Origin of the sequence: Pseudanabaena sp. 'Roaring Creek' (genome assembly GCF_001402795.1) — a bacterium.
Classification (GTDB): domain Bacteria; phylum Cyanobacteriota; class Cyanobacteriia; order Pseudanabaenales; family Pseudanabaenaceae; genus Pseudanabaena.
Map to the genome: position 1 here is coordinate 1 of NZ_LIRE01000613.1, position 611 is coordinate 611.

At 44.5% G+C, this 611-nt stretch carries 1 protein-coding gene; it reads right to left on the reverse strand.

Annotated features, from left to right (window positions below; translation table 11 throughout):
- Nucleotides 1-611 (reverse strand): RNA-guided endonuclease IscB (gene iscB, locus AC805_RS16805; RefSeq protein WP_197278771.1); only part of this gene is annotated, 611 nt, incomplete at both ends.

A 611-nucleotide genomic window follows, 5' to 3' on the forward strand; every position in this document is an offset into this window, starting at 1 on the left:
AACTTGCATCTTGGGACATGACGAGATGGGAACCCATACTTATCGGTCCTGCACATTTGTCTAGTTCCGTGACCTGTTGCCTTGATTAGCAATGGCTGACTGGTTAGCACTTCCAAGTTCTCAACTTGACCAACGCAAGCAGCATCAAGCCAATGGGCTTTTGGCAGATTCAGGCGAGTTCGATTGAACTTAGTCTGACCACCTGAACCACTAGTGATAGGCAATCCAGTAGTTTTGAGGGCATTAAGCAATGCCCAACGGGTTGAGTTCACTGCCGCCGCATCTTTGAGTGGACGCTTGGCTTGAGCTAACACCTTTTTCAATACTTCAGGCTTCTTAACCAAGAAATCGGTAATGCTTTGCACCCCTTTTTTGGTGTTACAGGGTTCACAAGCTAGGCATAAATTAGAAATACGGTTAGATCCGCCTTGAGATTTTGCATGAATATGTTCTACTTGTAATGGCACATTTTCAGCGCCGCAATAAGCACATTTCCTATCCCATTTTTCTAGCAGATATTCGCGCACTTCGTAGCCTTGTAATTCGCCTTGCTGATATTCAATTCCTGATATTTCAGGATTCTCTATCTGCTGCAAGTCAAACCGAACTAA